Genomic DNA, 26,257 nt, shown 5'->3' on the forward strand with positions numbered 1-26,257 from the left:
GATATTGATAATTAAAAAGTATCGGCCTTTAAAATATCCGAGTAGTTGATCTTCATTTCCAGAGTTCTTCCGGAAAGCTGCTCTTCTATCATACGAATTATCATCACTTTAGAATTCGGGTAAGTAAATTTTTTGAACACATAAATATTCCTGAAATTTTTCCTAAAATATTTTTGAGCATTCAACTGAAAAATCGGGGTCATTTCAATGCTCTGATTATTGGTAGCCTTATGAATCTGCTTATCCTCTACAGAAAATTTCAAAGCTTCAATGTCATAGCTTAAGTTGGAATTGTTTTTAAATGTCATATCCAAGAAAATGTAATCACTCATGACATAGACATTATTGAGCTGAACACTGAGTCTAAGGTTTTTCTCTTGCCGAATCGGATCTTTTTCTGATTTTGTCTGAATAATATTCAGTGCAAATTTTCTAAGCTCGAAATTGGAAAACACCATTTTATTAAACTCTATAGGCTGCATTGCCTCTGGTTGAATATGGACATTGGTAACAGTACTCCTGGTTTCAGAATTCTTGTAAACTGCTTTATATTGGGCAATAAATGACTGTGCTACTACCGTGATAATGCCAATTTGATCTCCGTTGCTGTGTTCAGATAGGTTTTTATTTCCCTCTTTATCGCTCACATTAGACTTATCTGTAATTTTGACCCTGGCAATATGGCTCAATGGTAAATCACCCGTCAGCTGCTGAGTTGAGAGATCAACATATTGGATGGGTTCCGGAGAAATTAGATGAAGGCTGATTCCTTCAGTAATGTCTATTTCCGGTAAATCCGAAATAGCCTGCTGCTTTGTAGCGGTCTGTGCAGTAAAAAATTGAGCTATGAAAATAAGTAACGTATATAATAGAGCTTTCATCTGTTTATTTTTTTTGTTGGTTTTGTGAGTCTTTCATTTGTTTTTCATCTATCAGAAATACCTGTGAGCCATATTTTAACTTGGCTTTATTGGTTTTAATCAGATTGGCAATGGACTTTGAAGTGGAGGTGAATAACTTGGAGCCTATACTGGTGAAAAATCCCTGTCCTCCCATATCCATCTGCGTTCCCTGTACGGAGTTACTTCCCATTTCCCGGATCATATCCCGAAAAACGCTCTCCGGAACATATAGTCCTTTCATTCCATCGACATCGTATATAGACAAGTTGACAGGATAGATTTCTCCTTTAATGAATGCAGAAACTATAGTAAGATTCACCCTTTGCATCGAGAATCCAGAGATTTGTCCATACAGTATAGAGCCTTTCTCTAATCTTTTAGTTCCCACGAAAATGTCCTCTAATAGCCTCAGCCGGATTCTGCTTCCTAAATAACCTTTGTTATTTTCGTCAATGACCGCTTTGATAAAACTATTTTCCCTCTCTCTATAAAAAGCATTAAACTCACTGTTGATCCCTGATTTGCTGACATTGAATGTTGAATTAAGGAATTCTTCAAGCTTTTCCTTACTGGCTTTCAGCTTTTCTTCAGCCATGAGTTTATTTTGGTATTCAGGATCTCTTGATTTTTCTAAAGAATCCATCACCAGCATCTGTTGTTTCAGATATTTAGCCGGATCAGGAGCCTTCTCATTATTTCGAGGTTTTGTTCCTGGACTTTCCATAGGACTACTGCTTTCCCCTCTCCCATATAATTTATTGTTCAGCATTCGGATAATCTCCGAAGACCTTTTATAGTCTCTGTCGTTATTTTGCTCTTGTTTGGGATTATAGTAAGAGGATGAATTTCCCTTGGACCCGTATTCGTTTTGTCTTTTGGATAGGGTTTTAAGTGAATCTATTTTTCTTTTTTGAGCTAATGATAATTGGTCTTCATAGTGTAATAAACTATCCTTCTCTTTGTCAAGCCCTTCCAGCATTGTTCTGTTATCCTCTTTTTTGAAAAATGCATCATAAGCATCATTTTTACTCATAATAGAATCCTTAGACTCACCAAGGGAAAGAGAAAGCTCTTTGGGTTTATCCGTAGGCGGCTCCTTTTGGGTAAACCCTGCTCCCACATAAGCAAAAAGAAGCAGGAATGGCAAAGCCAAAAGAGGCAGCACATATTTTTTTTCCTTAAAATTCAGTTTTTTCATTGAGTTTCGATTTTTAGATAAATTGCCCCCCGGTGCTACCGGTCATTTTTTAATTGCTGATATTGGTTAAACAAATATTCAATCCTCAAGCTGTCCTGTTTTTGCAGTTGTCTCTCGTCCCTTTTCACTTTTAAAATTTTAAGCTCTTCCACAATCTTTTTCATCTCTTTTTCATTGTTTACATTAGGATTCTGGGGCATCTGACTTTTGGAATAAAGAGTGGGAGATTTAATTTTAAATACCGTCCCCAAGGGAAAGAAAATGCCTTGAATCAGAGAACCTACAAAGGACACTGAGAGAAAAATCATCGAATAGGTAAAAAACTTTTTAGGATGATGGACTATCCAGTCCAAGCATTTCCGCCTTGTTTGTTTAAATAAAGAGTTCATGGCTAATACGAATTTTTAGATTGATTAGAAATGTCTTCATTATCGATGATACGCCAGTTTCTGAGGATCACACCATGCGGGTTGTTAGGACTGCGAATGAGATCTTCAAAGAAACCCTCTGTGATTAATTTTCGGGTAATAATGGATGACTTCCTGGTAATCATCTGTTTTCCGAAAAAAACGAATTTCTTTTGCTCCGGATTTAGGGTTATCGAATCCGTATGGATACTAACCATTGAACTCGAAGCTATAATCTGGTTATAGAAACCTTTTTCTCTTAAGTTGGTGTATTCTTTCTTTCCACTGTCATCAATCAGATAAAGGGATTTCTGAATATTGTCCTTGATATAGGTATCGTCAGGAGCCAACGTGAAAAATAATCTGTGAAAAAGTTCAATCTGAGCTTTATATTCAACAGGTCTGTTGAGCAAAACATCGGTTTGCTTGGCCAAAACCGGAACGCCATTATCCAATATGTAAATGGATTTTCTGGAATCTTCAATGATTCTGTAAGCAAAGAAAAAACCACCGATAACAATAAAAACAGCAAAAGCAATACTCGCCAGAGAAACAATCTTGTTAATCTTTATTCTTTGTTCAATATTTTTGATAAGCATTTTTATTTTAGGAATTAGAAATTAGACACTAAGTATTTTATTTATTTTCCATTTTTCATGGCTCTGTTTACTCTGCCGGATGCAGAGCCTGCCGCAGCAGATTTTGCAGCCGCTACACCTCCTGTTTTGGCTGCTAGTATTGCCGTTTTTACAGTACTTGCCATTTTACCAGCGGCATTCTTCATTTTGGTCATTACTCCTGCTCCTCCAGCCGTTACAATCGTATCAGCAATTGTAGGAGTCATTAAAACACCTATGCCTGTAACGATATAAGCAACACATGTAAAAAGCTGATTATAGATCATTCCTGAATTATTAATGTAGACCATTAGAGCATCTAAATTGGTAACAGTACCATCTGTTAAAAGTGTATTGTAGCGGTCTATTTCCATAGTATAACCGGAAGCAATGAGTTGCTGACCTATATTGATAATGGTATAAGCAACGAAAGTGTACAGATTGATGTTGATGAATTTAGAAACCCAGCTGTACAGAGAGTTTTCAAATCCCGGAACAAGAGCCATTCCCACAGCAATAGGCCCCAAAATAATGAGTATATAAGCCCAAATCTTCTGAATAAAGAAAATAAGATAGACACAAATCCGAAGAATGGAGAGGCAAATAAATTCAATGACTTCAGCTACTAATTTTTGCATCTGGAATTGCATTCTGATTTGCCATTCTTTAATAGGCTGGATAAGTTTATCTAATCCGTCACTAATATCAAACCAGGAGTCATCTGCATCTTTACCCGTATTCTCAATAACCTCCTGCTTGGCATCTTCACTGGCTTTGAGCTTTATGACGGCATCCAATAACTGTTGTTGCTTCTTGAACCTTTCTACTCTTAAATCATTGACCTCTGATTCTATATCACTAAAAATGGCGACTCCCGGTTCTGCAATCGCTTCAAAGGGAGCTTGAATCAAATTCACGAATCCTGTCCAGTAGATCAGGGTAAATCCAATCAAAACAGGTTTTAGCATAGGCATAATTTCCCATTCTCTGTCTCCCGCAGCCATTTGCCATCCCATATACCCCAGATACATCAAAGCACCTAATCCGCCTATGGCCTTTCCAACCAGTGCAGCATCATTTGCACTATCCTGAACACTGGTATCGAGCTTTGTAAATACCTCCATAAACCATTTCTCAAAAGCACCATCACCTTTTAAAAACTGAAGTAAATTACCATAATCACTGTCTGTTTGGGCAAAGCCCATTACTGGTAGTACTATTGCCAGTAAACAACAAAATAAGGTTAGCTTTTTATTCATATTTAATATCGATGTTTGTATTGTTGCATTATACGCTCGGCACGCTGCTTATCTGATGCCGAAGTCCAACCCGAAGGCAATGCAGAAGGAGAATGATCTTTCAAAATATTTTTATAATCCAGAAGAAGGGTCGTCTTGTTATTTTGCTTTCTTAATTCCTGTACAAATTTCCTCCACCGTAAGAGTGTTTCGTGGTACATTATAAAGCGTTTTCCCCTTGGCATATCCATAGATCGGGACATAGCGTATTTCTCTTTAATGAGATCAAGCTCCTCCTGAAGTCTTTTGAGTGTTCCTGTAGTATGAAGTGTTTCATAAGCCTCCTGATTTTTCAGCCGCCACTGCATAAAATTTTGTGGCGTATCAGGAAATTCTGTGATTGGCTTTAACATCCGCTTGTAATACAAGAGCCATAACGGATCAGCATCTACAGTAACACTCGTCCAATGGGCAAAATCCTGAACGCTCCTTTTGTAAATGGTATCGGAAGCTGCCTTTATTTTTTTAGCCTCTTCTTCCTCATATTTCAATTGAGCAAATCGCTGATTCTGCACTCCTGTAGGCTTTAATGGTCTTATGTCCTCTCCATCCTTATAATCTCTATTGATATTTGGAGCCCACATCCCCCATACCGTGGCGTAAGCAAAATTGGTTTGAATCCCTAAAAAATATTTGGGATAGGGTCGCCAGTCTCCCCAGCTTTCAAAAACCATTCTTTTATGTTGGGCAACAATGGCAGGATCATTCAGGCGCTTTACACTCACTTGTGCAAAAACACCCATAGTTATAAACAAGAATGAAAAGCCTATTAATTTTCTGAATTGATATTTCATCGTTTAATTAAATATGTATTTATATTTTTGAATAATATCTCCTACAATCGCTCTGTCGACATTGATATAGTTCCTGAGGACAGGGACCTGATAGAGATAAGGGATCTTCTTGGCATTCTCTAAGCGTAAAATGATATAGAGAATATTACCATTGATGTTTCTAGCCCTTGTAAATACCTTTTCCAAAAGCATTTCCCGATCCATAGCATCCATCAAAAAGTCTTTGTTTTCATTTAATATATCCGCCGATACTTCCTGCTGAAGCTTTAGTACCTGTTCTCCTATTGCGCTATAATATTTTGAAACTAAAACCGCATATTCAGGATGTTGTATCGATAAATCCAGCATTCTGTTAGAATTGCTTACGATTTTTCCCACATACTGATAGAGATAGATGAGCTTTTTACTCTGGGTAAGGGCTGAATTAACATTTTTCAGCTGCTGATAGATATACTCCTGAATGGCAATTACTTGTGCAGTCTTATTTTTAATCTCATTATAGAGCTCATTTTGCTTTTCATAAGAATCTAAAAACACCTGCTCACTTCCTAAACGAACGCCGTGATTGACGGTAATCTGGGATAACAGCTTGTCATTAATCACTATCTGCTGGCTTTTTACGTAAACCGCAGAAAACACTATAATTCCGAAGGTTACTATTTTTTTCATTTCTTATTAAAAGGATTTGATATTCTTCATGATATTTTCCACAACCTGCCTATCCCTGTTGACATAATATTGGAAGGCTCTCTTATTCCTTAGAACTTTGGCTTTAATGTCACGTATTTTTAAAAGCATGTGGGTAGAATTCCTGCTAAGGGTTTTCACCTCTCCTAAAGCATAGTCCAATAAAATTTTACGCTCCGATTTTTCCATTTGGTTGATCGCTCCGTAAGAGAGGATAATTCCTGTAATCAGGCGGGTCACCATTTGCAGATCATCCACATACTGCACTGTGGAAGGTAAAACCGTTATAATGGAATAAGGTGCTGTACTCAATTCATCAATAATGGAAGCCTGATTTTGAGTAATTTTCTTAACCTCCCTGCTCATCGCTACTCCGGTTGGAATGGCCTGCAGAGCAAATGAAACAATCCTGAGCCTATCCTGTACCTTAGTAACCTTATCCTTAAAGCTATTCCACTCGCTTCTGTTGGTGGTCTCAATACCAGCATTCAGAGCCTGATTCTTTCGCATTTCCTTTTGCCTGTCATGCTCTTTCATCGTGGCATTGATCTCTATATTCATCATCGGAAAGGAAACATTTTCTTTCTGCCAGGCAGGGGTGGAACCCCCTCCTGAAGAAGTTAATACCACATAAACTACCGGAATAAAGAGGCGTAGAAAAATCTTTTTTTTGAGCCCATAAAGTCGGTGAAACTTATTTCTCGAGTTCATACAAAAAATTTAAAAATTGCGTTTGTATCGGTTCATAATGTCTTCAACAATAGCCTTATCCGTATTGATGTATCCCGCAAAAGGATTAATGGAATTCCAAAACCCCAGTCTATTAGCCTTTTCAAGTCTCAGTTTTATGGCCAGAAGCCACAGCTTTAGACTTTTTACATTTCCCGAAATATTATGCAGAATTTTATAGCGATCACCTGCCGTAGCAAGGTTGAGCTCTCCCGAAGAAAGAATATCCGATACATCTGTTACGATTTTCAAACTTTGCTCATACGTTTTTTGGGACGCTTTAGTTCCAAAAATGGCGTACTGTGGATGTGCAGAAGCTAGTTGAACCACATCAGAAGAATATTTATAACACTTATTTAGTTCTGAATAAATTTCTTTTACCTGAAGTCCATTTTGTAAGGTTCCGGAAACTTCTTTTAAACCTTTGAGTATTCTGTTCTGAATATCATTAGCTGCCACCATCTGGGTTCCTACCCACATTTGTGCATCCTTCAGCTTGGAAGTTTCCTCTATGACTTCATTCTGTTTGGCTTTCAGGTTTTCTGAATACAGGATCATCGCTGCTGTTACCGTAGGATCTATATAGGTATTTTGGGCATATAGTAAGCTTCCGAATCCTAAAAAAAATAAACTAAACTTTTTCATATTCATAGACTTCTCTGTTGACTAATTCCGAAAAACTGATGTTATAATCTTCTAATTCCTGAGAAATGATTTTGAAGATATTTTTACCGGCATTCTCCTTCCTGTTCTTAAGCTCATGATAGAACCTAAGAACCTTCTGATCTAAAGGTCTTTTATACAGATTTACTAAAGAGACCATACTTCCCATTTCATCACCGAAGTTCTTCACCTGGTCTACAAAAATTTCCAGAGCTTTATCATAGTTCCCATACTTTTGTACATAATATTCAACAGCCGATTTTTCAGGTTTTTCCGTAGTATAGGTTAAATACTGCTCGAGAGATACCTCGTTACCATATACTTCTCCTTTAGAACCTCGTTTCAGATAAAATTCCTTGAAACGGCTTCGTCCATGCTTATTATTTAAGTTGTTGATCGTGAAAATCTTATTCTGCTCTACTTTATTTAAGGATAATAAAGCCGCTATACGATCAAAATTGTCCTTGAATTTGGTCTGATCCAGAAGGATAAACGTATCGGAATTATTGATAATACTGTCTTTTACAACAGCATTTCCGATAATATCATCCAGTTCCTGGGTTACCACCACCGCTTCACCCCAGAATTTCCTTACTGTCTTATAGAGATATAAAATATATCCACCCATTAATTTTGATGCAATCGCCTTCCATGCTTCTTCGATTATAAGGGCTTTACGACGATCTTTTCTGAGTCTCATTTTCTGGATGAAAGTATCCATGATGATAAGTGTTACAATGGGGAAAAGCTTGGGATTATCTTTCACATTATCAATTTCGAAAACAATAAAAGGCTCATCAAATAGTGTATTGTCAGCACTTTCATTGAGTGTAGTTTCATATCTTCCGCCTTTGTAAAAATCCCTTAGAACAAACAGGAAGGTCCTTAAATTAAATTCTCTTTCCGTTATTCTGTGCTTTTTATTCCCAAGGTAAAGAGGCAGAAATTTGTCGCAGTACTCATAAAATCCATTGAAGGAAAGTTCTCCTGTATTAAGCTTCTCTTCCAGTTCCTTAATCTTTTTAATGAGAGTCTTTTTAAAAGATTCATTCCACTCCTTCGGATCGTTGGGCTTTTTTATAATTTCATTAGCCTGAATGATCATCAGTAGGGTTTCATTATAAGCCCTGCGCTTTTCTTCACTACTCAAAATTTCATAAGCCTCATAGACTTTATAGAATTTTTCACTGTCATAATCAGGATTATTCACGTTTTTATCCGGATGATATTCAATCGCCAATTTTCTAAAGGCTTCTTTAACTTCATCAGAATCAGCATCGAAAGCTATTCCCAGTACATCATAATAACTATGTCTATCCGACATTTCTTCCTCATAGTCTGCAAGAATATCTTCTTCATGAATATTATATTTACTTAAGTAGAGCATTAATTCTTCAGAGCTTTTATGCTTATACCATTCTGTTCCGGAATTGAAATAAGTATGATAATAGGACATCAGTACATTGTCCAATATGGATTTCTGTGCAGAGGTCATCATAGCATCCGGTCCTTGCCAGATGAGAAAGATCAGATTAGTCAAAAACTCTATTTTTTCAATATTGAATTCTTTCTTATCCATCAGAAAAGGATTCATCGTAATTGGCTTTTCTTCTGTATACTGAATATATCGCCCACCTTTGTACATACATGTTCCCGAGTAGGAATCTCCTGTATCCACGATCACAACATCATAATTATAAGTAAGATACTGCTCTACGATATTATTCATTAAAAAGCTCTTGCCTGATCCGCTGGGTCCCAGCACAAACTTATTCCGGTTATTGATTCTTCCGATTTTCATCGGTAAATCCGCAGGATCAACTTTTATAGGGACTCCCTGTCTGTCGGTAAATCTTAGGTAGAAGCTGCTTTCTTCATTCAAAGGGTAGCTTTCTTTAAAAAAAAAACAAAGCGCAGCTTCGCTTGTCGTCATAAACAGATCATATTCCCTAAGCTCTGTAGCATTGCCCGGAAGGGCGGCCCTGAAAAGCTCAAGCTGATTGTAGGCATTCTTCGAAACAATAATTCCTTTGGTGAATAGCTTGTTCTCAATCATAGACTGGATATTTTCCATTTTTTCCAGCGTAGGCGCTGAAAACAAAATGGAAAAATGGGCATTGACTACTAACTGACCGTCTATAGCGATATTATGAAGCAGCGTCTGAATCTCCTCAGCAATAATGGCATTGGAAGGAGAATTGTTAGCAGCACCTTCGTGCTTTTTCTTCTTTTTATCAAGTTCCCTTTGCTGCTGTGCCTGATGTGGAATGGTAATGACCTGGTTGTAGATAATCGTTTCGTAATCTTCCAGCTCACCTATAAAAGTGAAATTATCTACTGCCGTTTCTCCGGCTGCCCCATTACCTCCCAATAGAGAATATGGTTCTATTTCAGAGGGTAAATCAATCTTTTCAACATCGACATAAGAAATATTCTTAACAAACCTGCTTCCTATTTGCAAATACTCCTCAGTACTTTTAATATTATCATAAGTCGGAGTATCTCTAAGCTGCATGGATAAAACTCCGGACAGGTAATACTCAAAGTCTTTTTCAAATAAGAACTCCGGCTCACAGTTATTTTGTTTTAAAAGCATAAACACCTTCTGGCATTTGTCCCGGAGTTCTTTATAGCTCTTTTCTGTTATATTGCCACCGGTCGCTGACCGGCCGTTTTTCTTTATTTTATCATTAATAATATCTGTAAACAGTAAAACTGTATCAATGGTTTTGAAAAGTCTCCCCTCAAAATGCTCGGAGTATTTCTGTTGCAAAAACTGATTGGATTTCTCAGCTGTGTATCTTTTTTTGGCGAAAATATCAAGCTTTTGAACAATTCTTCCTTCTCCGATAATGGATACTACCTGATTCAAAACCGTATGGAAATGGAGATAATGATCCGGATCTGCTGAGTACTGCTCCACCATATTTCTAAGCCTGATCCCTATAATTGGATTTCCATACTGCCCGAACAGAACATCAAAACTCCAATCATAATTTTCCCCATAGTCACAGCCGATGAAAGGAATAGTAAATGCTTGTTTTTTTGTTTTCATATAACATTATTTATTCTTTATTGGACATACCTTAACCTTTCTGTAAAAGCTTTTTATTGTTTATCCTTTTTGGAAAAATGAAAATTTGATTACTATTTTTAGTCTTATCGTACAGTCCGTATTTGTCCTGTCTTCTGAAGATCAGATAAACACCGCCTCCGGTCGCTAAAAGCCCCAGTAAAGAGCCTAATAGTCCGAACTTGGACAATATGAGAGCTGCAATGACCCCGCCTCCGATAACACCCACGGCATAAAAAATATATTTGCCTTTGAGCCCGAAGAATACAAGAGGCTTTTTCAGCCCCTTGTATAGGTAGAATCCCATGACTTATGCAAAGAATGAGGTTACGAATTCCGGTACTACAATTAGAAAGATCATCGCTCCGCCATAACCAAGGATTTCTTTGTTCACATCCTGGTCTCCATTGGTCCATTTGTTATATACTCTAAGACCTCCAATAAAGCCTACTAATCCGCCCACGGCTTTTAAAATCAGTTTAATGGGGTCCCAATAGTCCTTAATATCACTGGCTGCATTTGATATAGCCGTTGCTCCTCCCTGAGCAAATGCAGGAGTGATAGCGAGAAGAATTACACAGGCTGTCAATAACTTTTTTACCACTTGATGGCATTTAAATTTGTGATTCATAATGATTAAATTTTATTATCAGAATTAGATTTTATGCTTAGAATTGGGCATAAGGGGTATGCTATCCTCATGGGTTAAGGATCATACAGGGTAATTTTTGAAGTGTTTTTTGCTTAAATTATAGAGTGGTAGACTTTCTGTCCATCGTAGTTAGCGACCATTTGAACAGTTGTCTCCGATAAATTCAGGAGCTCTTTCCAGTGGGATTTAGTTTTCTCCTTTTTTTCGCTCTTAGAATCCTGATCTGACATATTAGATACAGGCTGAGATGGGTTGGCGTGATCTGGCTGATTTCTTTCTTCTACTGCCGGAGCGCTGTTGTTTTTTGCTGGTAAAGGCATATCATCAATATCCTGTTCAGCTTCAAATCTTTTCCTTAAGTCTTCCAAATCCGGTTGCTCTTCACTGGAGGATTGTGTTGGAAGGTTAAGTTCCCTTTTCAAAAAAGATTGGGGAGTTCGGATGTTTTCAACATCTTCAATTCCGATGGAAGTCGGAATCTGGTCCCGAGTCTTGGAAAAATCACCAAGTGAAAATTCCTCAGTTAAATCTACATGTATGATTTTCTCTTTCCTTAAAAACAGATCATACAGGATATTTCCGGCATAGTACAGGAAATAAAGTCCCAATAGAATTAGTGAATACTTTATCATTTCTTATTTTTGATTTTGTTTTTACTAAATGACTAGCATTAAAGAGTAATTTGTAGTGCTTCATTAATCTGGTCTATGATTTCATTGAATGGCTTTTTTATAGCATATTTTTGTTCATAAGTCAGCTTTCGGGTATCAATGGTCTGTAGACAGTTTCTCTTATACACAGGGCTTTCAATCAGGGTTCCGTATTTTGAAATTTCTATATCCATTTCCTTTTGGTTGAGATATTTATAGCCTTTGTCATATTTGGAACGGATAAAGATCCGCTCTGCCTCACTTTCAAGAAGTCCCAGTAGGTTTTTAAATACCAGGGTAGATTTTACAGATACATCAGAATATTCAAAAGGAATAATGATGAAATCGCTGTAAATGAGTAGATCACTGTATTTTTGATCGAGTGTACCCGCCAGATCAAACAGGTAGATTTCTTTACTCTCCTTTAAATCAATAATTTTTTCTAAATCTGCAAAAGGCTGCTCTTCATCATCATCTCCTATAACTTCCACATCATACAGCTTGGGCAGCTCTAAAGATTCATCTTCTTTCCATTTATTAAAGAAGGACTTCTGATAATCAAAATCAAACACATTGATCTTTCTTTCAGATACAATGGTTAGATAATTGGCAAATGCTAAGGCAAGCGTGGTTTTCCCCGCTCCCCCCTTTTGGGTTGCGAACGTGATAATCATAGTATGGTTGTCTGTTGCTGGTTTATTTTTTATTGGAAGCCGAACCTCGGCCGGCCGGCTTATTGATTTTTCTTTTTACGTCTTTTCTTAAGTTCCTCCTCCGCAGGATCTTTTCCAGATCCTCCTGAAGATTTACTGAATTGAAAAATCAAATCATTAATACTTTTACTCAGCTCCTTTGTAAGCTTTTCATTTTGACTTACCGAAACCTGCTGCTGGTGTAGATCTGGATTTAAAAACCTTTGATAACCCCTCTCTCCTATTAACTGTTCCAGCTCTCCTACATAATGTAATTTTGAGTGAATAGCATAATATTTATCGTCCTTGGATTTTATAATATGAACATCTTTTGGACTCTGTGTTTTAACATACTGCTTTACATCCCTCCTAATAGAGCCAAACACTTCTCTATTCTTACTTTTCTTAGTTTCAAAAAGCATAAAATCTTCTGGTACACCATTAGGATTCTGGCGCTTTAAATATGCTATCAGGACCTCTTTAGAAGCTTCATCAGCTATATTATAATCCTTTAGCCCTTCAAAAAGTTTTTTATCTATGGTTTCAGCAGTAAATTCAAACAGCTCATTCATTTTCAAAATATCGCTTCCTTTATACACCGATCCTGTCTTATGGTCAATCAAGCTATATCCGAAAGGTTTAAGATCGACAGCTGATTTTTCTTTATTAGAAATATGAAATACAATATCAACCCCAAAGACATCTCTCAATTTTTTCTGAAGCTCACTCTCAAATTCAATTTTAGGGAGCGTTTTTGTTTTTAGCTTTTCCTCCGGTAACATAGCCTCTTGTGCTCTATGGTCTTCAATCTTAAACACTTTGCACGAGTACAGTTCTTTGTATTTTGAGAAAATCGCCTTAAGCTGCTTCGCTCTGGAATCATTTTTATGATTACTTAAGTTTAGTTCGGCAGTATTAATTGTTTTTTCCCGAACTCCGTTTTTCAAAATATCCAGAGCATTCTCATCATTCTTGTTTTGGATAAGCTTAAATCCGTTTCTTTCCAAAAGCAGTTCCAATTGCTTAAGAGAACCATATCGGTAACCTAGTAATTTTCCTATTTGCTCCTGCGAGTTTACCCCATACAGCTTTTCCATAACCTGGCTTAATGCTTTCTGGGCTTTAAGCTTTTCATAACTGTCATTAATTTTCTTATCCGTTTGCTTGTCTAAACGGGTTGAAATAATGTGTATGTGGTTATTTTCAGTATCATTATGGAATACCGCTATATAAGGCTGCTGCCCGTATCCCAGCTCATCCATGAAATTTTCTGCAATACTCGTGAGCTCGTCTTTCGTATGCTCTTGAAACTTCGTGGAAATAGCAGCATGAAACTGAGGCTTCTTTACCCTTTCATTATTTGAAACAGATTTCAAATAGTCCCGAACATCCTGCTGGCTACTGTTTTCGTTAATGGAAGAAGGAAAATTTTTCATCAGCATCAGTTCTCCCGACCCTTTCTCTACTTTTTTGTCATTATACTGCACTCCGGGAAAACCTGATCCCGCAGGTTCCATGATCTTCACAATCATCTTGCAAGCATTGAATAGATTTTGGAAAAGATCATATTCTGCTCTCTCTTCAATTTTTCAATTTCAGAAAGCTTATCCAGGAAATCTTTCAATGCCTCTTCAGAAATAAACTTTTGTCCATTTACGATTCTTGCAATCTGGTTAATATTGGTTTCTATCTTGATAAAAATATTATCCTGTTTTTCAATGAAAGCCATTACCTTTCGCCTTTCATCATTCAGAATTCTGTTCTCTACCGAATGGGTAATCAGGCTAGTCAGGGAAATTTGCTTTTTTGAGCAGATCCTTTTCCAGTTTTCTTTTCTGGATTTTTGGATTCTTATGATAATTAGGTCTTCTTTTCCATCTTTTTCCATTTCTAGTTTTTCCTATGGTAAATAAATAGTCGAGATTTTATCAAAAAAATAGCTCTTCGCTTCTTGGTAAGTAAGGGGTAATATTGTCCCTTAAAAAAATGACAGAAAAATAAATCAGTGTTTTCATTTTGTTTTGATTAAAATTTCTTTTGCAAAATTGGGGCATAAAAACACTGAAAGCAATAGTATTCATGGGGCGTGGGCTAAAAAAGAACACGCTGGACTTATCTGGAAGATCTGGAGATTAAAAAAGAATGTACTGGGCTATTCTGGATGATTGTACCTGATTTTCCCAAAATAAAAAAAACGAGTTCCGAAGTTTTTTCCCCTTTTTGCAAAAAAGGCAAGATCGTCTTTGGATCATACAACTTGAAAAGTTTGTATATACAAAGACACATCTTGCTATATAAAGTCGCTCACTTTTTCCAGAGTTCTGAAAAGCGTCCTCACGAAACCATAAAATACTAATAACCAGGATATTGATTTCATTTATATGGTTTTTGCTGTTGAAAGAAAAAACATTGCAAATATCGAAGTGCGGAGAATAAACGAACCTGTATCCATTTTACTCAGGGTAAGTAGAAAGCCTGATACATTTTTACACAGGTGCTGTAATAGGGTGGGTAAAATTTACTCAGGTTAGGAAAAAACATGGGTAATTATTACGCAGGTTGCAGCTTTGACAATTAATATTCAAGATCAGAATCTACCTGATACTTTTTTATGCAGGTCTTATAATAAGGTGGGTAAAAATTACTCCGGTGAAAAGAAAATATGGGTATTTTTTACGCAGGTTCCAATTTTTGCCTGTAATTATTTAAGATCAGACATGTACCTGATACCATTTTCCGCACGTCCTGCAATAAGGTGAGTAAAAAATACTCAGTACATAAGAAAACATGGGTAATTTTTATCACACAGGTTCAACTTTAACCTGATCATTTAAGATCAAAATGTACTTGATATTATTTTGTGCAGGTATTTCAATATGGTGGGTAAATAGTATACAGGTTAAAAGAAAACATAAGTAATTTTTGCCCAGATTCGATATTACATATTGTCTAGTCCTAAAAAAGTTCACAGTTCTTGTCCTTAATCCTACAATTCATTTACAGATTCTTTTCTGGTAATAATTCTTTCATTTCTTTTCACTTTGTACAATCAAACCATTTTTATTAATTACAAGACACAAATTGGGTAACATTTTTACTTAGTTTATTACTGTAAATCAATTATGGGGTAATATTAAAATATGAAAAAAAACATTAAATTTGACAAAACGTGACAAGTCATTAAAATGGGACAAAGAGATTTTGGCACTAAGATTCGACAATTAAGAGAGCATAAAGGATTGTTGCTTAGACAGATTGCAGCAACTTTAGAGGTGGATACAGCCCTTGTGAGTAAGATAGAACGAGGAGAAAGGAAAGCCAGCAAAGAACAGGTATATAAGTTTGCTGAATTATTAGAAATAGAACCAAATGAACTCTTGGTAATGTGGCTTTCAGACAAAATTGTGGATATGCTGCAAGAAGAACCATTGGCATATGAGGCACTTAAAAATTCGGAGAAAAGATTAAAAAACAAATAACAATATGGACGGTAAGTCATTGAATATAACAGAAGACCTACTCAGTAAGTTGAAGGAAATAGTACCTGCAGCATTTACAGAGGACAAACTCAATATAGATCAATTAAAACAGTTATTAGGCGAAGGCTGTAATACTGATATTGAACGTTACCAGTTAAATTGGGCTGGGAAGGGAGATGCTTTTAAAACTTTACAAACTCCTACAACTTCTACTCTTGAGCCTGAATTGGAAAATTCTTTAAACTGGGATAGCTCATCAAATGTTTTTATAGAAGGTGAAAACTTAGAGGTTTTAAAGGTATTGCAAAAATCTTATTTTGGTAAGGTAGACGTTATTTACATTGATCCGCCTTATAATACAGGTTCTGACAGTTTTATATACCCGGATAAATTTTCTATAACAAAAGAAGAATATCAAAAATTAGCAGGAGAAAAAGACTTTGAAGGACAGCTGTTAAGAGAGGGGGTTTTTAGAGCAAATCGAAAAGAAAACGGTCAATACCATTCCAATTGGCTGTCAATGATGTTACCAAGATTATATCTTTCAAGAAATCTTTTGAAAGACGATGGTTTTATATTTATATCTATAGACGATAACGAGTTATCTTCATTAAAACTGCTAATGGATGAAATTTATGGTGAAGAAAATTTTCGCAACATTTTACTAATTCGCAGGTATGATAAAAATATTAACACGCAATTTTTAGGTGAAGGGTTAAAAACTTTTAATACAGGAGTAGAATATGTACTTATATACTCAAAAAACTCGGAATCCAAAATGAATGCAGTATTTCGAGAATCGTCGGAAGAAAGGAAAAGTCAAGGGTATTGGAAAGGATTTTGGAATGATGCTGAGAGAAAAACCATGCAGTATGAGTTATTGGGAGTAGAAATATCAGAAGGTCAATGGAAGTGGAAAGAAGAAGTCGCCAAGGAAGCTGTAGAGAATTATGAAATTTATCTTAAAGATTTTAAAGATAAGATGACACTTGAAGAATATTGGGAAAAAACAGGCTCCAATAAAAAATTTATTAAAAGAAATCCACAGGGAAAAGGTAAGAATAAAGGTGTAGAACATTGGATTGCGCCTAGTGATAAAATTTTAAGAAATACTTTGTGGCAGGATATTTTCGCTTCAAAACAATCTTCATATTTAGAAGTTCCTTTTAACAACCCAAAAAATGTTGACTTGTTAAAATTATTATTTTCAATTGGTTTAGGTGAAAAAAAGGATGGTGTCGTATTGGATTTTTTTGCGGGTAGTGGTTCTACGGCTAATGCAATCATTGAATATAATGAAGAAAATGATTCATCTATAAATTTCATAACCGTTCAGCTACCTGAAGAAATTGACGAAAAACATATAGCATATCCTAAAGGCTATAGATACATCTCTGAAGTTACAAGAAGCAGAATCAAAGAAGCTATATCGTATTGGAAAACAAAATCTGAAGTTCAGCTAAGCTATTCTGATGTTAAAAAGGATTTTGGTTATAGAAGCTTTAAACTAACCCCTTCAAATTTCAAAATATGGAGATCTGACAAAATTTCAAATGAAGAAGAGTTGATTGCGCAGGCTGAACTATTCTCTGAAAATGTTGAAAATGATACTAAATCTATAAATATCATTTGGGAATTAGTTATAAAGAACGGTTACAGTCTTTCAGCAACTATTTCTGAAATAGACAAAGGTGATTCTAAATATTATGTAGTGGGAGATAATGATTTAGCGGTTATTACTTCAAAATTTACGGATAGTATTCAAAAAGATATTATTAGCTCCAAACCCAAACGAGTGATAGCATTAGATTCTGTTTTCAATAATGATGATTGTATGAAAACTAACGCAATTCTCAAGTTTGAACAAGACGGAATTTACTTTAATTCAATTTAAAAGCTACTATCTTTATGTTAATTAATGTTAATAATATTCAATGCAGGAACATTGATCAATACAAGGCTTCTAATAGAGCAACCCCATTTTGGATAGCCAAGTATATTTTTAATTATGAGTCTGAATCATTTGATAAAAAAGTGTTAGACTTTATAGAAGCTGAAGGATTAAGATTGGCGCAAGCTGTAAATGATAACGCTGCCAATGCATCAACAAGAAGACGATCAAATGAACGAAAACAAAGTAATGCTATAGCTGGTGTTTTAGCAGAATACTGTTGGAAGCACTTTATAAACGCAAATAGTTTGGAGTTACTTGTCAAGGAAACATCATTTGAACAAGCAGCTTCACAGATTGATTTAGAAACTTTAAAAAATAACAAAACTATAGAAGTTCGTTCTTCTTTTCCACGTAACGGAATTGAGTTTGCTATTTGTAGTCCAAATTATCAATTTGATATATTAGGTCCGTATAAAAACAATTATAAACCAAATGAAATTCAAAAAGATTTTTATTTACGTGTACTTTTTCATGTACCGACTCCGATAAGTTTTTTGACAATGTTTAAAAGAGATGGATTTCCTGTGTACTTAACAGGTGGAGCTTCTTGGGATATGATGGCCGATGATAATGTTGCAATAGAAAAAAACTTAGTTCCTGAGGACGATATAAATGATACTGAAATTCAATCAGTTTACAGAGTAATTCCATTCAGCAGAGCTTTAGATTGCAAGGATATTTTAACCCTAATTAAAGAATCAGAAAACTCTTAACACTTAGTTTAAAAATTTATGAAATTAAAATTTGATTCCAAACAAGCTTACCAGTTGGAAGCAATTCAATCCGTGATTGATTTGTTCGAAGGGCAAAATTTGAACAGTTCGGACTTTGAATTCTCTTTTACTTCTGAAAATAGTGGTAGTATTAAATTTACTGAAACTGGTGTTGGTAATAATTTAACGCTTACCGAAGAGCAAATTTTTGTTAATCTCAATAAGGTGCAAATCGCTAACAGCCTTGGAACAGATGAAATATCTGCTACATTAGAAAAACTATGGTACAATGAGATAGCTGATAATAAAGGTAATATCACAAATACAGCCATAGCAGCTCCATTTCCGAATTTTTCCGTAGAAATGGAAACTGGTACCGGTAAAACGTATGTATATTTGCGCTCTGTCTATGAATTGAACAAAGTGTATGGTTTTAAAAAATTTGTAATTGTAGTACCTTCTGTAGCTATTCGTGAAGGGGTGCTTAAGAGCCTTTCTATAACATTTGACCATTTCCAAGGATTGTACGAAAATCAGCCTGCTGAATTTAAGGTATATGATTCAAGCCGTTTGGCAGATTTAGGAAACTTTGCTAAAAGTAATGCTATTCAGATATTGGTTATTAATATTGATAGCTTTACCAAAGATGCTAACGTCATTAATCAAATAAGAGAAACCGGTATTAAGCCAATCGAATATCTGCAAAAATCTAGTCCAATAGTGATTATTGATGAGCCACAGAATATGGAAACAGATATTCGTAAAAGGGCTATTGCTAATCTTAGCCCATTATTTACTCTTAGATATTCTGCTACGCACAAAAACCCATACAATCTAATCTATAAGTTAGACCCCGTAAAGGCTTATGATCTAGGATTAGTAAAACAAATAGAAGTAGATTCTGTAGTAACGAAAAATGATAGCTCCGGAGTATTCATAAGTATAGATAATTTTATCTCGAAAAAGCAATCTATCACGGCTAAAATTTCAATATATGTAAACGATAAAAGTGGTGTTAACAAAAAACAAGTTACAGCCAAAATTGGAGATGATCTATATAAATTGTCAAAAGGCTGGGATATTTATAAAGACGGTTATGTAATCAATGAACTGGATGCAGAGAATGGTTATATTGAGTTTTCAAGCGGGCAAATAGTATATCAAGGTGAAGCTGTAGGCGGATTAACAGATCAGATACAAAAGGAGATGATAGATGCTACTGTTGAAAATCATTTTAAGAAAGAAAAGGAGTTGAAGGCAAAAGGCATAAAAGTATTATCCATTTTCTTTATTGATCGGGTAGCAAATTACAGAACCTATGATGAACAAAACTATGCTGTAAAAGGGAAATTTGCTTTGTGGTTTGAGGAAAGTTTTAATAAGTGGAAGAATATGCCTGCATATAAAGGAATGTATGATTTTGAAATTTCGGATGTACATGACGGTTATTTTAGTCAGGACAAAGGAAAATTTAAGGATTCTAAAGAGGGTAAATCCACCAAAGCGGATGACGAAACCTTTAAACTCATCATGCAGGACAAAGAAAGACTATTGAATATAGATACTCCTTTGCGCTTCATCTTTAGTCATTCCGCATTAAGAGAGGGCTGGGATAATCCAAATGTATTTCAAATTTGCACATTAAATGAAACCAAATCAGAAATGAAAAAACGTCAGGAAATTGGACGTGGCTTGCGATTATGCGTTGACCAAAGTGGTGAACGTAATTTGGAACGTTCTGTTAATCGTCTCACTGTAATTGCCAATGAGTCATACGAAGCATTCTCAAAAGCATTGCAATCTGAAATTGAAGAAGATACAGGAGTTAAATTTGAAGGTCGTATTAAGAATGCAAGAGAGCGTAAAAAAGTACAGTTAAAAGACAAATGGCTTGAAGATTCACTATTTTTGGAACTGTGGGAAAAAATAAAATATTGTACAGAGTACAAAGTAGATTACAGTACAGCTGAACTTATTAAAAATTGTGTAGCAGCACTCAAAAAAATGCCTTCAATAGAAAAACCTGTTATCTATCGTGAAAAAAATATTGCCAGATTCATTAGAGATAAAGAAGGCAATTTGCTGGAATTAGGCGGGGAACAAAAAGGATCTAAAGAAAAGATAATCAAAGATACACAGTATAATATTCCTGATTTTGTAGCATATATTCAATCCAAAACGGAACTTACACGAGATACCATTACCAAGATTATCCTACAATCCAATCGTTTAGGTGAAATCTTCAATAATCCACAATTGTTTATGGATACTGTAGTGAAGATTATCATAGATGAATTTGACAGAATTAAAATAAATGGTATAGAATATGAAAAAATAGCCGGACAAACCTACGAAATGAAATTGTTTGAAACGGCTGAAATAGAACAATACCTAGATAATTTAGTAGAAGTTAAGAAACAGATAAAAACGCTTTACAACTATATTTTAATTGATTCTTTGAGCAGTCCTGAAAAGCGTTTTGCGGAAGATTGTGAAACCAGAGATGATATTTTGTTCTATGTCAAACTTCCTTCCAAGTTCCAAATCAAAACACCTATTGGATCATACAATCCAGACTGGGCGTTGATTAAGAAAGAGGACGGCGAAGAAACTAAAATTTATTTTGTAACGGAAACTAAAGATGCCAAAGCAGCCAAAGACAGGTCCTTATTAAGAGATAGAGAGCGGATGAAGATAGAATGTGCAGAAAAGCACTTTGCTGTAATAGATCAGGTTAATTATCGTGTAGTAGGCTCGGTAAGCGATCTAAAAGTATAATTTAATATAGCCCCAAACTAAAAATTATGAATCAACAATACTTCGCAGCCTTAAAGGAAATAAAAGAAACCGATGTAAAGGTTTTACTTAAAAAATCTTATCGTGGAATTTGGGAAACGGCAATCAAAAAATATTCAGATTCTGCCCACTTTATTTATGAACTACTGCAAAACGCAGATGATACCCAGGCCACCTGGGTTCAATTTTACCTAAAAAATGAAGGTTTATGGTTTAAACATAACGGTTCTGTACGGTTTACTATTTCTGATCCTGAAAACGAAGAGTTTGATTCTGAAAATGGGACATTAGGGCACATTAATTCAATTACCTCCATTGGAAATTCTACAAAATCAGACGGAAACATTGATGAGCAGAAAATAGGTAAATTCGGAATTGGCTTTAAAGCTGTATTTGCATATAGTAATACTCCGCATGTATATGATGATAGCTTTACATTCAAATTAGAAAATTACATTGTTCCGGTTGAAATAACTCCCAATGGAGAAGAGAGGAATAGTGGAGAAACTTTATTTTTCTTTCCTTTTAATCATAAATCAAAAGCTCCCGAAGATGCTTATAAAGAAATAGAAACCAAACTGGATAATTTATTTCAACCTATTTTATTTTTAAGTAATCTTGAAAAAATAGAATGGAAGTCAGAGAACAATCAAGGAATTTATAACAAAAAAGAAAAAGACACTCAAGAGTTTGGAAATATTACCGCCCAACTCTTCGAGGTTATAAGTAATGAAAATGGTAAAGTGATCAGCGAAGAAATTTGGCTTTTCACAAAACAAATCATTCAAACTTCCTCAAAGGCTACATTTAAAATCAGTACAGGCTTTTTTGTTTTAGAAAACAACACAAAATTAGAAACCGGTTATAATTATGAAGCATTTTGTTTTTTCCCGACCAAAGAAGACACCAAATTAGGCTTTATTGTACAGGCACCATTTTTATTGACAGATAGCCGTGAAGGTATTAAAACAAATGATGATTGGAATACTTTCCTCATTCAATTATTAGCAGAATTGTCAGGAGAAGCGATCAAGTTACTTAAAGATATTGGCGTAAAAAATAGCAGTAATTTAATTGATGATACACTTCTTGATATAATACCTTATAATGCACAAGTTTATAGCCAAACAGGTGTTAATTCCAGAATTTCATTTTATCCTTTTTTCACCGAGATAAAAAAGGCTTTGCAAAATCATCCCATTTTACCAGGTAGAAACGGGAAATATTTTCCTAAAGCAAAAGCCTATTGGGCTGCTGATCCAGAATTATCTGAATTGTTCACCAATGAACAGTTGAGTGACTTATTTGACAATCCCAACTCAGGATGGGTCTTTGTTTCAAAAGGTCAAAAACAAGTGAATCAGGCAAACAAAGCCTTAGAAAGTTACATTAATAGTATTATTTCAGAATCTGTAGATGCTAAAAAATTAATCAGGAGGTTTACACCTGCTTTCATAGAGAAACAATCCGACGATTGGTTGATAAAGCTTTATGCTTATTTGGCAGACCATAAGTACTTATGGAATGATAATGATAAACTTGCAATAAAGCAACCACTTCTTTTAAACCAAAGTAGAAAAGCAGTTATTCCTTTTAATAAAGATTTAACTGCTCCGCAAATATTCTTACCATTAGAAAGAGTCTCGAGTTATGATACCGTCTATCAGCCCTTAGTTGATAATCCTGATGCTTTGGCTTTTATCACCGCTATAGGTATTGGAAAACCAGATATAAAAGCAGAGATTTTCAATGATATTATACCACAATACCATGAAACGTTTAATTATGATGATTCTGTCAAAATATTACAGCATTTTGAAACATTTCTGAATTATTATGAATCCTGCTCAGCAATACATCAAATAGAACTGGTTACCAAGCTTAAAGAGGTTTCTTTAATCGCTTGTTATAATCCACAAAAGCCCGACACAAGATTTTTTGCTAAGCCGGAAGAAATTTATTTTAACGATGAAAAGTTAGTGAAATACCACTCTAATACATTAGAAGTTTATTTTGTTGATGATGATTTTTACATAGAATATTTAAGTGGAGCCAAAGCTGAAATTACTAAAAAGTTATTTTCCGAATTAGGAGTTTCCTTATATCCACGAATTAAAAACAAAGAATTGGAACCCGATGTGGAAACCAAGGAAATGTTTGGTTTGGATAACATCCTGACTTCATATAAATATCATGAGCATCAAAAAATAACAGATAAAGAGTTAGAAGGACTTGATCAAGCAGTAAGCAATATAACTCCTGAACTATCAGTTGTTATTTGGGATTATTTATTACATTTCGCTAAAGGGCAAACTGTTGCATTGCTCAAAGGAAGGTTTTCAGGAAGGTTTACTTACTATCCCAGAAGCGGTTCGTACGAAAACAGTATGAGTTTTATCTCCACCACTTCATCAATACTTCAAAATGATAAATGGCTCCTTAATAAAGATGAAGAATTTGTTGCAGCAAGTGAACTATCCATTGAAGATTTGAATGAGTGCTACAACCACGATGATCCCTATATACATGTTCTTTTAGAATTTTTAGGTATCATTAATCCTGATGCGGATCTTGATTTAACAGATGAACAAAAGAAAGCCTATGAATTAGGCAAAAAATTGTTAGCCGAGAATATAACTCCTGAAGAACTCAGTGCTTTTATTGAAGAAATGGCACGGAAGAAGAGTGCCGCTGAGCCTGCAGGAACACTCTTTCCAACAAATGAAATTCCGGTAACAGAACATGATTTCCAAAAAACATTATCGAATATCAATAAAGGGATTAAGAAAAACCGGAAGCAAAGGCTAGAATTAAACATAAATGAAACTGACCAATTTAAAAATCAAATTCCGTCTCAGTCCAATATAGATTTTGTGGAACAAGAAGAGTTTCTGATAGATCAGGACGATTATACAAAACCCTCCGTAAATCTACAGAAGAAAATAGAAAAACTGAAATTGCAAGCAGAAGCTCAGGTAGAAGAATTAACGAGAATAGAAAAGCTTACAGAATTGGCAGACAGTTCTGAAAAGTATTCATTTGGCTGGTTCAAAGCATTGTTAGAATTAGAATATCTAAATAGTTCAGAGTCTAATTCATCAGGTAAACAAATATCCATTCAATTTTCAAAAGTTGAACAGGAAAAAGGAACCGAGAGGACTTTAGTTTTAAAACATCCAAATAGATATATCCCGCAGTCGATAGAAGATATTGGAGATATGCAAATACGTCTATACCAAGGAGATGAAACAAAGTCCGTAACTGTTGAAGTAGTAAGTGTTAAAGAATATACACTTAGGGCGAAACTTAAAAAATCTGCTGATATTTCTGATATAGATTTAGCAAAAGTTAGCCGTGCTGTCATCGATATTAAAAATCCTGTTTTCATTTTAGAAGAACTTAGAAAAGCTTTTTACCGATTGGGGTTTGAAGATGATTATAATTTACAGCAAAATATTACAGAACAAATAAGATTTATTTTTGGTCCTCCCGGTACAGGAAAAACGACTTATTTGGCAACTGATGAAATTATACCACTAATGCAAGAAAATGAGAATTTGAAAGTATTAGTGCTTACTCCTACTAATAAAGCAGCAGATGTACTTACGAATCGTATTGTGGAAAAAATGAAAGGAGACAAATCTTATCACAATTGGTTATTAAGATTTGGTACAGCATGCGATACGGAATTAGAAAATAGTGGTCTTGTTGTTGATAAAAGTTTTGACATTAGAACAAAGCCTAAAAATACAACCATAACAACTATTGCAAGATTTGCATACGATTACTTTCAGCCTGATGTATTTGATGAAAGGTTGCATTTGAAATTCTTAGAATGGGACTACATTGTCATTGATGAAGCGTCAATGATAACTATTGCTAGTATTGCATATGTACTTTATCAAAAGTCTAATTCAAAATTTATTATTGCGGGAGACCCTTTTCAAATTCAGCCAATAACCCAGATAGATCAGTGGAAAGATTTGAATATTTATGAAATGGTGCAACTCACTAAATTCGTTAATCCTGTAACTGTACCACATCAATTTGAAATAATAAATCTTAGTACACAATATCGTAGTTTGCCTACGATAGGTGAAGTATTTAGTCAATTTACTTACAGCGGTTGTTTAAATCATTACAGAGATCGATCAAGTCAAAAGGCATTAAATATTTCTGGTCTTGATTTTAGGGATATAAATATTATAAAGTTTCCAGTGCAGAAATATGAAAGTATATACAAGCCAAATACATTGAACAAATCAAACTATCAGGTTTATTCAGCACTGTTTACTGTGGAGTTTGCTACGCAACTTGTTGATCAAATTCGCTTGAACCATAAAGATAAGTTCAAAATTGGTATTATTTGTCCGTATAGAGCCCAAGCTACAATGATTGAAAAACTACTGGCAAGGTTACATGACGATGATGAAAAAGCGGAGTTATTGACAGGCACAATTCACGGATTTCAAGGTGATGAATGCGATATTATAATTTCAGTATTTAATCCACCTTACAGTATTGGTAAGTCACAAAATATGTTTTTAAATAAACAAAATATTCTCAATGTAGCTATTAGTAGAGCAAAAGATTATTTGTTTATTTTAATGCCAGATGACATGACCCAAGACATTGAAAATCTTTATCGAATCAAAAGAATTGAGCGACTGGCAAACCAGTATTCAGCAGGGAGAATCTCTGTTTATGAAACAGAGATTGTTGAAGAAAAATTGTTAGGTTCAAGTACATATATTTATGATAATTCTTTTGCAACTACACATCAATCAGTAAATGTGTATTCCAAGCCTGAAAAAAAATATGAAATACGGTGTGAGGAAATTGCTATTGATGTACAAATGAAACATTAACGAGTTTCAGAAATGTTAAGAATCCGTCTCACAACTAAAATTGAGGCGGATTTTTTAATTCAGTACCAATCTTCATTGTTTTGGA

At 35.0% G+C, this 26,257-nt stretch carries 20 protein-coding genes; 5 read left to right on the plus strand and 15 right to left on the minus strand.

Annotated features, from left to right (window positions below; translation table 11 throughout):
* Positions 1–11: 11 nt before the first annotated feature.
* The 15 genes from C7D53_RS11765 to C7D53_RS11840 all read right to left on the minus strand — a co-directional run bounded on the left by C7D53_RS11765 (position 12) and on the right by C7D53_RS11840 (position 14,250).
* A complete protein-coding gene (locus C7D53_RS11765) occupies positions 12–881 on the minus strand; it encodes a DUF4138 domain-containing protein (protein ID WP_024566429.1) in 870 nt (289 codons plus the stop codon).
* Positions 882–885: 4 nt separating this feature from the next.
* Positions 886–2,100, minus strand: a complete 1,215-nt coding sequence (traM, locus tag C7D53_RS11770; RefSeq protein ID WP_106916647.1) for a conjugative transposon protein TraM — start codon at positions 2,098–2,100, stop codon at positions 886–888.
* Between the two features lie 391 nt (positions 2,101–2,491).
* Positions 2,492–3,106 carry a conjugative transposon protein TraK gene (traK, locus tag C7D53_RS11780; RefSeq protein ID WP_024566422.1) on the minus strand — a complete coding sequence of 205 codons (615 nt, stop codon included), beginning with the start codon at positions 3,104–3,106 and terminating at the stop codon, positions 2,492–2,494.
* 41 nt (positions 3,107–3,147) lie between these two features.
* Positions 3,148–4,383 carry a membrane protein gene (locus tag C7D53_RS11785; RefSeq protein ID WP_024566432.1) on the minus strand — a complete coding sequence of 412 codons (1,236 nt, stop codon included), beginning with the start codon at positions 4,381–4,383 and terminating at the stop codon, positions 3,148–3,150.
* A gap of 2 nt (positions 4,384–4,385) precedes the next feature.
* Positions 4,386–5,216 (minus strand): hypothetical protein, encoded by an 831-nt coding sequence (locus C7D53_RS11790; RefSeq protein ID WP_106916649.1) that lies wholly within the window; start codon positions 5,214–5,216, stop codon positions 4,386–4,388.
* Between the two features lie 3 nt (positions 5,217–5,219).
* The gene (locus C7D53_RS11795) at positions 5,220–5,885 is read right to left on the minus strand and encodes a hypothetical protein (protein WP_024566854.1); all 666 of its coding nucleotides are present in this window, start codon (positions 5,883–5,885) and stop codon (positions 5,220–5,222) included.
* Between the two features lie 6 nt (positions 5,886–5,891).
* Positions 5,892–6,614: a hypothetical protein gene (locus C7D53_RS11800; RefSeq protein WP_106916650.1), complete on the minus strand. Its 723-nt coding sequence runs from the start codon at positions 6,612–6,614 to the stop codon at positions 5,892–5,894.
* Positions 6,615–6,623: 9 nt separating this feature from the next.
* Positions 6,624–7,277 (minus strand): hypothetical protein, encoded by a 654-nt coding sequence (locus C7D53_RS11805; protein WP_024566503.1) that lies wholly within the window; start codon positions 7,275–7,277, stop codon positions 6,624–6,626.
* Complete coding sequence (locus C7D53_RS11810; RefSeq protein ID WP_106916651.1) at positions 7,264–10,350, minus strand: TraG family conjugative transposon ATPase; 3,087 nt, start codon at positions 10,348–10,350, stop codon at positions 7,264–7,266. Before C7D53_RS11810 ends, C7D53_RS11805 begins: the two co-directional genes overlap by 14 nt.
* 31 nt (positions 10,351–10,381) lie before the next feature.
* Positions 10,382–10,675 (minus strand): DUF4133 domain-containing protein, encoded by a 294-nt coding sequence (locus C7D53_RS11815; protein WP_106916652.1) that lies wholly within the window; start codon positions 10,673–10,675, stop codon positions 10,382–10,384.
* Positions 10,676–10,678: 3 nt separating this feature from the next.
* Positions 10,679–10,999 (minus strand): DUF4134 domain-containing protein, encoded by a 321-nt coding sequence (locus tag C7D53_RS11820; RefSeq protein WP_029728815.1) that lies wholly within the window; start codon positions 10,997–10,999, stop codon positions 10,679–10,681.
* A gap of 113 nt (positions 11,000–11,112) precedes the next feature.
* Positions 11,113–11,652 (minus strand): hypothetical protein, encoded by a 540-nt coding sequence (locus C7D53_RS11825; RefSeq protein ID WP_024566558.1) that lies wholly within the window; start codon positions 11,650–11,652, stop codon positions 11,113–11,115.
* A 38-nt stretch (positions 11,653–11,690) separates the two neighbouring features.
* Positions 11,691–12,344: a ParA family protein gene (locus C7D53_RS11830; protein ID WP_106916653.1), complete on the minus strand. Its 654-nt coding sequence runs from the start codon at positions 12,342–12,344 to the stop codon at positions 11,691–11,693.
* Between the two features lie 59 nt (positions 12,345–12,403).
* Positions 12,404–13,894, minus strand: a complete 1,491-nt coding sequence (locus C7D53_RS11835) for a relaxase/mobilization nuclease domain-containing protein (RefSeq protein WP_106916654.1) — start codon at positions 13,892–13,894, stop codon at positions 12,404–12,406.
* Positions 13,891–14,250, minus strand: a complete 360-nt coding sequence (locus C7D53_RS11840; protein WP_024566470.1) for a plasmid mobilization relaxosome protein MobC — start codon at positions 14,248–14,250, stop codon at positions 13,891–13,893. The genes C7D53_RS11835 and C7D53_RS11840 overlap by 4 nt, the downstream gene beginning before the upstream one ends.
* A 1,297-nt stretch (positions 14,251–15,547) precedes the next feature.
* Here C7D53_RS11840 and C7D53_RS11845 point away from each other — a divergent pair.
* The 5 genes from C7D53_RS11845 to C7D53_RS11865 are packed head-to-tail and all read left to right on the plus strand — an operon-like array spanning position 15,548 to position 26,172.
* Complete coding sequence (locus C7D53_RS11845) at positions 15,548–15,841, plus strand: helix-turn-helix domain-containing protein (protein WP_106916655.1); 294 nt, start codon at positions 15,548–15,550, stop codon at positions 15,839–15,841.
* 4 nt (positions 15,842–15,845) lie between these two features.
* A complete protein-coding gene (locus C7D53_RS11850) occupies positions 15,846–17,735 on the plus strand; it encodes a site-specific DNA-methyltransferase (protein WP_106916656.1) in 1,890 nt (629 codons plus the stop codon).
* Between the two features lie 14 nt (positions 17,736–17,749).
* The gene (locus tag C7D53_RS11855) at positions 17,750–18,508 is read left to right on the plus strand and encodes a hypothetical protein (RefSeq protein ID WP_106916657.1); all 759 of its coding nucleotides are present in this window, start codon (positions 17,750–17,752) and stop codon (positions 18,506–18,508) included.
* A gap of 18 nt (positions 18,509–18,526) precedes the next feature.
* Positions 18,527–21,286, plus strand: a complete 2,760-nt coding sequence (locus C7D53_RS11860) for a restriction endonuclease (protein WP_106916658.1) — start codon at positions 18,527–18,529, stop codon at positions 21,284–21,286.
* Positions 21,287–21,312: 26 nt separating this feature from the next.
* Positions 21,313–26,172, plus strand: coding sequence for a DEAD/DEAH box helicase (locus C7D53_RS11865; protein WP_106916659.1), 4,860 nt, complete (start codon positions 21,313–21,315; stop codon positions 26,170–26,172).
* The last annotated feature ends 85 nt before the right edge of the window (positions 26,173–26,257 follow it).

The organism is Chryseobacterium aurantiacum (genome assembly GCF_003020585.1).
Classification (GTDB): domain Bacteria; phylum Bacteroidota; class Bacteroidia; order Flavobacteriales; family Weeksellaceae; genus Chryseobacterium; species Chryseobacterium aurantiacum.